Annotated in this window: 6 protein-coding genes; 2 read left to right on the forward strand and 4 right to left on the reverse strand. The window is 62.6% G+C overall.

What is annotated here, in order from left to right; translation table 11 throughout:
* The first annotated feature begins 89 nt into the window (after window positions 1-89).
* Window positions 90-488: a hypothetical protein gene (locus tag BSIN_RS24820; protein ID WP_089342385.1), complete on the forward strand. Its 399-nt coding sequence runs from the start codon at window positions 90-92 to the stop codon at window positions 486-488.
* A gap of 61 nt (window positions 489-549) precedes the next feature.
* Here the strand turns inward: BSIN_RS24820 and BSIN_RS24825 are convergent, their stop codons facing one another.
* The 3 genes from BSIN_RS24825 to BSIN_RS24835 form a co-directional block, all read right to left on the reverse strand.
* Entirely contained in the window at window positions 550-948 is a 399-nt protein-coding gene (locus BSIN_RS24825) for a hypothetical protein (protein ID WP_369828260.1), read from the reverse strand.
* Complete coding sequence (locus tag BSIN_RS24830) at window positions 929-1,159, reverse strand: hypothetical protein (protein WP_089342382.1); 231 nt, start codon at window positions 1,157-1,159, stop codon at window positions 929-931. Before BSIN_RS24830 ends, BSIN_RS24825 begins: the two co-directional genes overlap by 20 nt.
* A 104-nt stretch (window positions 1,160-1,263) precedes the next feature.
* The gene (locus BSIN_RS24835) at window positions 1,264-3,720 is read right to left on the reverse strand and encodes a DUF3772 domain-containing protein (protein ID WP_089342383.1); all 2,457 of its coding nucleotides are present in this window, start codon (window positions 3,718-3,720) and stop codon (window positions 1,264-1,266) included.
* A 691-nt stretch (window positions 3,721-4,411) separates the two neighbouring features.
* On the opposite strand from BSIN_RS24835, the gene BSIN_RS24840 reads away from it, so the two are divergent.
* Window positions 4,412-5,764 carry a pyridoxal phosphate-dependent decarboxylase family protein gene (locus BSIN_RS24840; protein ID WP_089342384.1) on the forward strand — a complete coding sequence of 451 codons (1,353 nt, stop codon included), beginning with the start codon at window positions 4,412-4,414 and terminating at the stop codon, window positions 5,762-5,764.
* Between the two features lie 146 nt (window positions 5,765-5,910).
* Here the strand turns inward: BSIN_RS24840 and BSIN_RS25930 are convergent.
* Window positions 5,911-6,095: hypothetical protein (locus BSIN_RS25930; RefSeq protein ID WP_218192451.1), on the reverse strand; the 185-nt coding region annotated here is incomplete at its 5' end.

Raw genomic sequence — 6,095 nt, forward strand, 5'->3', positions numbered from 1 at the left:
AAGTGGTGTCCATCACTTCGAAAATGATGGGCATCACTTTGGCGTCGGTCCGCGCTGCGGTCTATAACGGCCATCGCGAGTCGCTTACGATGCTTGCCGCATGCGGCTGGTTTCACGCCGGCCCCGGCGAGCGCGAAATCGATGCCGCCGTGCGCCGCGCGCTCGACGCGGAGAACCGCGGCCCGCTCAGCACGCTGCTTGGACAGCCGTTGCCGGTGTCGGCCGATATCGCATCGGTCAAGCCTGTCGGTGATTGCACGAAGGTGGCCGAGCGTGCGTACTCGTGCAACGTGGAGATTGCTTGGCACGACACGCGGCCAGACGGCGAGCAGTCATCGCTGCGCACCACGCTGACGTTCACCGAGGACGGCGACGGCGCGTGGCAGACATCACAAGTCGACGCAGCGCTCGCTTCTGGGGTGGCGAAATCGTTGATCGATCGGATCAGCGGCGCAATCGGCGCAAGCGGGACGCCGCCCGCGCAATAGAAGCGCAAAGGAGGGCGCCGCGCCGGTGCCGCGCGCGGCGGATGGATTCGCTCGAATGAAATTAGTGATGCGAATAGGTGCCTTCGGGATTCTTGGCGACCGCGTGGTGCTTATGATGCTTGTTGTGGTGCTTGCGGTGATGCGCCGTTTTTGCCGGCGGCGCATCGTTTTGCATCGGTGCAGGCGCAGCTTGCGCGGGTTGCGCGCCGGCGGCCGGCGCGGCCTGGCCTTCGCCGAACTGATAGTTTTGCGCGGGTTGGGTTTGGGCGATGGCGGCCGAGGTCAATGCAAGAGCGGCGCTCGCAGCACCGATGAGAATCGTAAGCTTCACGGGTAGGCTCCTGTCGTAATGGAGGGACGAGCATAACGCGGCGGCGGCATGCGAGGCTTTCTGTTTGCCTGCATCGAATGATTCTTGACAATTGCGTTGTGTGGCGACGTCAGTCGCGGCGGTTGTCATCGTCGTGTCGATTTCGAGGGTCGTCGCGCTCGCGGTATTGCGGGCGGCCGCGCTCCCATTCGTCGCGATCCCAGTAGCGGCGGCCATCCCAGTAACGATCGCCGTGCCAGCCGACGCTAACGTTTACGCCGGCGCCCGGGTCCGCCGGATACGCGATACACCCGGCCAAAAGCGCGCCCGCGGCAAGCGCAAGCAGGATCGGTTTCGTCATTGCACGGGGCTCCTCGAACGTGGTTCGTATTCCGAATCATAGGATGCCTGCCGAGCGTGTAAAGGATTTAAACGCGATGCGCATCACGCTCGGCGAGCGCATGGTCAATCGGCCGGGGGCGGCAGGTTTTGCACCATCAGCATTTGTGGATTCGACAGAGGAATGTGCTCGGCGCGCAGCCGCTTCAGAATTTCGAACAATAGATCGCTTTTTGTCGACGATGCGATGCGCGGGCTTGCGACGTAGCCCGTCACGCTGAGCGTGATGCCGTCGGGCGTGAGCTGACTGAACGTGACGGACGGCGCGGGCTTCTCGAGAATCGCAGGGTGTTCGAGATAAGCGCTGAGCAGCAGATCCCGAACCTGTTCGGGATCGGTGTTCAGCGGAAACGTCAGCATCAGCGTGGCGACGCCTTGCGTGCTGTTGCCCATCGTCACGTTGCGCAGGTTCTGCGAAATCAGTTGCGAGTTCGGCACGATCACCGTCGAGCGGTCGGAAAGCTGGATTTCGGTCGCGCGCACGTTGATGCGGCGGATGTCGCCTTCGACGCCGGCAATGCTGATCATGTCGCCGACCTTCACCGGGCGCTCGGTCAGCAGAATCAGCCCGGACACGAAGTTCTTCACGATTTCCTGCAAGCCGAAACCGATCCCGACCGACAGCGCGCTGACGATCCATGCGAGGTTGTCCCATTTGACGCCCAGCAGCGACAGCGTGACCAGCACAACCAGCACGTAGCCGAGATTGCTGAACAGCGTGACGAGCGACGCGCGCATGCCAGGGTCCATGCCGAGCGCGGGCAGCAGCTCCGTGTCGAGCCAGCGGCGTACCGAGCGCAGCAGATAGAGGCCGACCGCAAGCCCGATCGCCGCGTTCAGGATGTGGTTCGGCACGATGTTGAGCCGCCGCAGTTTGTCGCCGCCGAACACCGACAGCACGCTCGACAGCAAGTCGCCCGGCGTCGTGCCGAAGCCGCCCGTCAGCAACGCGATGACGGCGAGCAGCAGCAGCACACTGGTGCCGACGCCGGAAAACACCGTGCGGGCCTGATCGAGATGGCTGTCGTTCAGGCCGAACAGATGCTTGATCAGGCGGCCGCTTGGCAGGTTCGCGGAGAACAGGCTCGCCCACATGTCCTGGGTCAGGCGCGTCAGCAGGAACAGGCTGCAAAGTACGATCTCGAACCAGACGAGTTCGTGGGTCAGGAAGCGGGCGAACGAGATATAGCCGATCAAGAGCGAGCCGAACGCGGTGACCACGGTCAGTGTCACGCCTGCATGGATCAGGCCCGCGAGTGTCGAGCTGGCCTCGGGCGGCTCGCCGGCTGCCGCGAGTGCGCTGCGCACCCGGTTCGAGCGCACCAGCGAAGCGCCGATCGTCAGCACGACCACAAGCGACACGAGGCCGCGGCCGAACAGCGTGACCTGCAGGCTGGTGTCGGCCAGCTTGTTCAATAGCTCGAGCGTGCCGGCCAGCATCAAAAGCGCGGCGAGAATCACCGGAAATGGCTTGAGCGCGAGCGCGACCTCGTCCGCGAGTGCGGGCAGGCGCCACGACGGATGGCTCGTGCAGAGCAGCGCACGGCCGAGCCCGGCGATCAGCGCGCAGCCGATCGCGAGCTTTGCCAACTGGTCGGCGAAGACCTGGAGCGGGGCGGGCAGCGTGTAATCGCGGGTGAACGCGGCATAGACGAACTGCACCGCGATACCCGTCGTCACGACACTCGACAACGCAATCGACGTGGCGAGCGCGCTGCGCCGCAGGCGGGTTTCCGGTAGCCAATTGAGACAGAGCCATTCGAGCCCTTGCACGATCCACCGACGGCCCGCGGCCCACACCGTGAGCGCGACGGCCACGAGCAGCGCGGTGACCAGGCGCTTGCCGGGCTCCCATGCCGCATGCAGCACCTGGCCGATTTGCGCGTTGACGTCGTCGAGCCGCTGGATGTCTTCGCTCGGGGTATCGAAGAGCGCGGACCAAAACTGCGCGCCGAGAATGCTGCCGGAGCGAAGCGCGAGCTGATCGCGCATCAAGCTGCGGTCCAGTTTGGCGAGTTGCTGCGCAAGATTCGCGAGCGTCTCCTTGATGTCGACGGCTTGCTTCAACGCCGCATCGATCTGCGCCTTGCGCGCATTCAGGCTCGTGCGCTGCTGCGCAACCGCCGCGGTTTCGGGAGGCGAGCCGGGCGGCGGGAGCGGCCCCAGCACGTCCAACTGTGCCTGCAATTGCGCGCGCTCCGGCTGCAACTCGGCTGTCAGCTTGTCGACGTCGGCCGAGCGCTGCTGCGTATCGGCGCTGAGTTCGCTAAGCCGCTTGCTCGTTGCCGCAGTCGCGGCCTGTTGCTTGATGCGATCCAGTGCAGCCTGCAAGCGCTTGAGTTCAGCCACTGCCGCCTCCAGCGAAATCGGCGGCACGGGCGCGGGCGATGCGGCATCAGAGGCAACGGATGCAACATGCGCATCGGCATCGGCATCGGCCGCGGCGGCCGGCAGCGCAACACAAAGCAAATGCAAAAGGACGGTAAGCGCGACGGGGCGCGCGAATTTCGGAAGACTGAACATAGGGAAACCTTACAGATCGGTTGCACGAGCGGACAACCGGCAATACGCGGTAGATTGCCACGGTTTTCCGGGCTGTGCGCTGACGATCGTGCAATCGAATGTCAATGCGCGGCCGACGGGCGTGGTTTTGACGTGTGACGGCCTGACGCCGCCAACAGCGTTCGCGCTCGAAACCTCGATGGGGCGGGGCCCGGAAAGTGAGTTTGGGCCGGTTCACACACAGTTACGAATTAAGCGGCGAGCGGCGCGTATGGCCGGCACATCCGCATTCTCAATCGTGCCTGCCGGAACGCTTGGCGTGGCGACGCGGCATCGCACAGCGTGCGGCGCTCGAGCGGGCATGGCGCGTGATAGGCGAGCCTGATCCCGCGGATTTCGGAGAGTCCGGTCGTCAACGGAGGCTGCTCGGCAATCTATACAGCCTCGCGCCGGATTGCTTGGAGCGGCGCCGTGCCGCGGTTCATCGATCGGCACGCCCTGTGCGATTTTATGCAATCTGAGCCACGCTGATCTTGTGTAGCCCGTGTGATACTTACCCGTTGGGATGCGGATCATGGGCCGGCGGGAACCGGCCTCGCAATGCCGGTATCGGGTTGGCCGATCGGGGGCGCGCGGCACGCCGGGCGGATACTGACTGAACGCGGATTCAATGCGAATTCGGCGCAGCCCAATATTTTCGAATGGAGTCGAGATGGATATCGATAGAGACGTCGAATTGCTCAGGCGTGCCGCAAAACACTGGCAATCGGGATTTTCCGAGCTGCCGCCCTATGCCGATTCGGCGTCGGCCGACGAAATGGCGCCGATACTTGAGCAACTGGCGGCGAAGCTGCACGACAATTATCCCTATTTCCATCCGCTGTATGCAGGCCAAATGCTCAAGCCGCCGCATCCGATCGCGCGCGCGGCCTATGCGCTCAGCATGTATGTGAATCCGAACAATCATGCGCTCGAGGGCGGACGGGCAACGTCCGCGCTCGAAAAAGAATGTGTCGCGCAGATCGCGCGGATGTTCGGATGGGACCATCATCTTGGGCATCTTTGCAGCGGCGGCACTGTCGCGAACATGGAGGCGTTGTGGGTGGCGAGCCGCGTCAGGCCCGGCGAAAAAGTGGTTGCGTCCGCGCTCGCGCATTACACGCACGAGCGTATTTGCAACGTGCTCGGCGTGGAATTTGCAAAGGTGCGCTGCGACGAGTACGGGCGGATGTCGCTGGCCGAACTGGAAAGGATGCTGGCCGACGAAGGACCGGTCGGCACCGTGGTGGCCACGCTGGGCACGACCGCGTGCGGCACGATCGATCCGCTCGACGGCATTCTCGCGTTGCAGAAGCGCTATGGTTTCCGCGTGCACGTCGATGCGGCTTACGGCGGATACTATGCGCTCGCCGACACCCTAACCGAACATGGAAAGGCGGCGTTCGCGGGTATATGCACGGCCGATTCGGTCGTGGTCGATCCGCACAAGCATGGCTTGCAGCCCTACGGTTGCGGTTGCGTGATCTTCCGGGATCCGGCCGTCGGCGCGATATACGTACACGATTCGCCGTACACGTATTTCACATCAGCCGATTTTCATCTCGGTGAAATCAGTCTCGAATGCTCCCGTCCCGGGGCGAGTGCCGCTGCGCTTTGGGCAACGCAAAAGCTGATGCCGTTGGAAAAAGGCGGGCGCTTCGCGCACGACCTCGATCAAGCGAGATCGGCGGCGCTGCATCTGTATGATTTCCTTCGGCGCGACAGCCGCTTCGTCACGTGTTTTCCACCGGAGTTGGACATCGTATTTTGGTTTCCGGCGAGCGAGCGCATCAGCGTTGCGTCGCGTCTTTCGCGCGTGTTGTTTGACGCCGCGGCGGCCATGCAATTGCATCTGGCATTGGCTCGCATGCCAAGGTCTCTCGTCGAACCGCACGTAACCGATCTGATATGGGACGAGGATAGCGTTCTGTGTCTTCGCGCCTGTCTGATGAAACCGGAACACGCGGAATGGGCTCCGGAGCTTTGCAAGCGCATCACTCTTGCCGCAGATGCTGCAATGCTGTGACTCTCCGCGCCAGACTCTCCGAGTCGGCCGCGAGGAATGCGGGTTTCATGACGTGCCCGGCTTTCGTTGCGAATCGGGCGATCAAAGATAGTCAACGCATGCATTGATCAATATCTAAATATCAATTCTCATCAAAACAAAAATCTTCAATTAGCCGATCCACCAATCCTATAACCTGCTTGAACGGCAGCTTTAACGCAGTTGTCGTGCTCAGATTTAGCCACCATCGAATCGATAATGCCTGAGCTTCCGCTGAAATTTCGCCTTCCATGAGGTCGTGTATAAACTCGACGGAAAGGAAGGGGATCAGGCATGTTCAAGGTACCGAAAC

This window comes from Burkholderia singularis, from assembly GCF_900176645.1.
In the GTDB taxonomy this organism is placed as follows: domain Bacteria; phylum Pseudomonadota; class Gammaproteobacteria; order Burkholderiales; family Burkholderiaceae; genus Burkholderia; species Burkholderia singularis.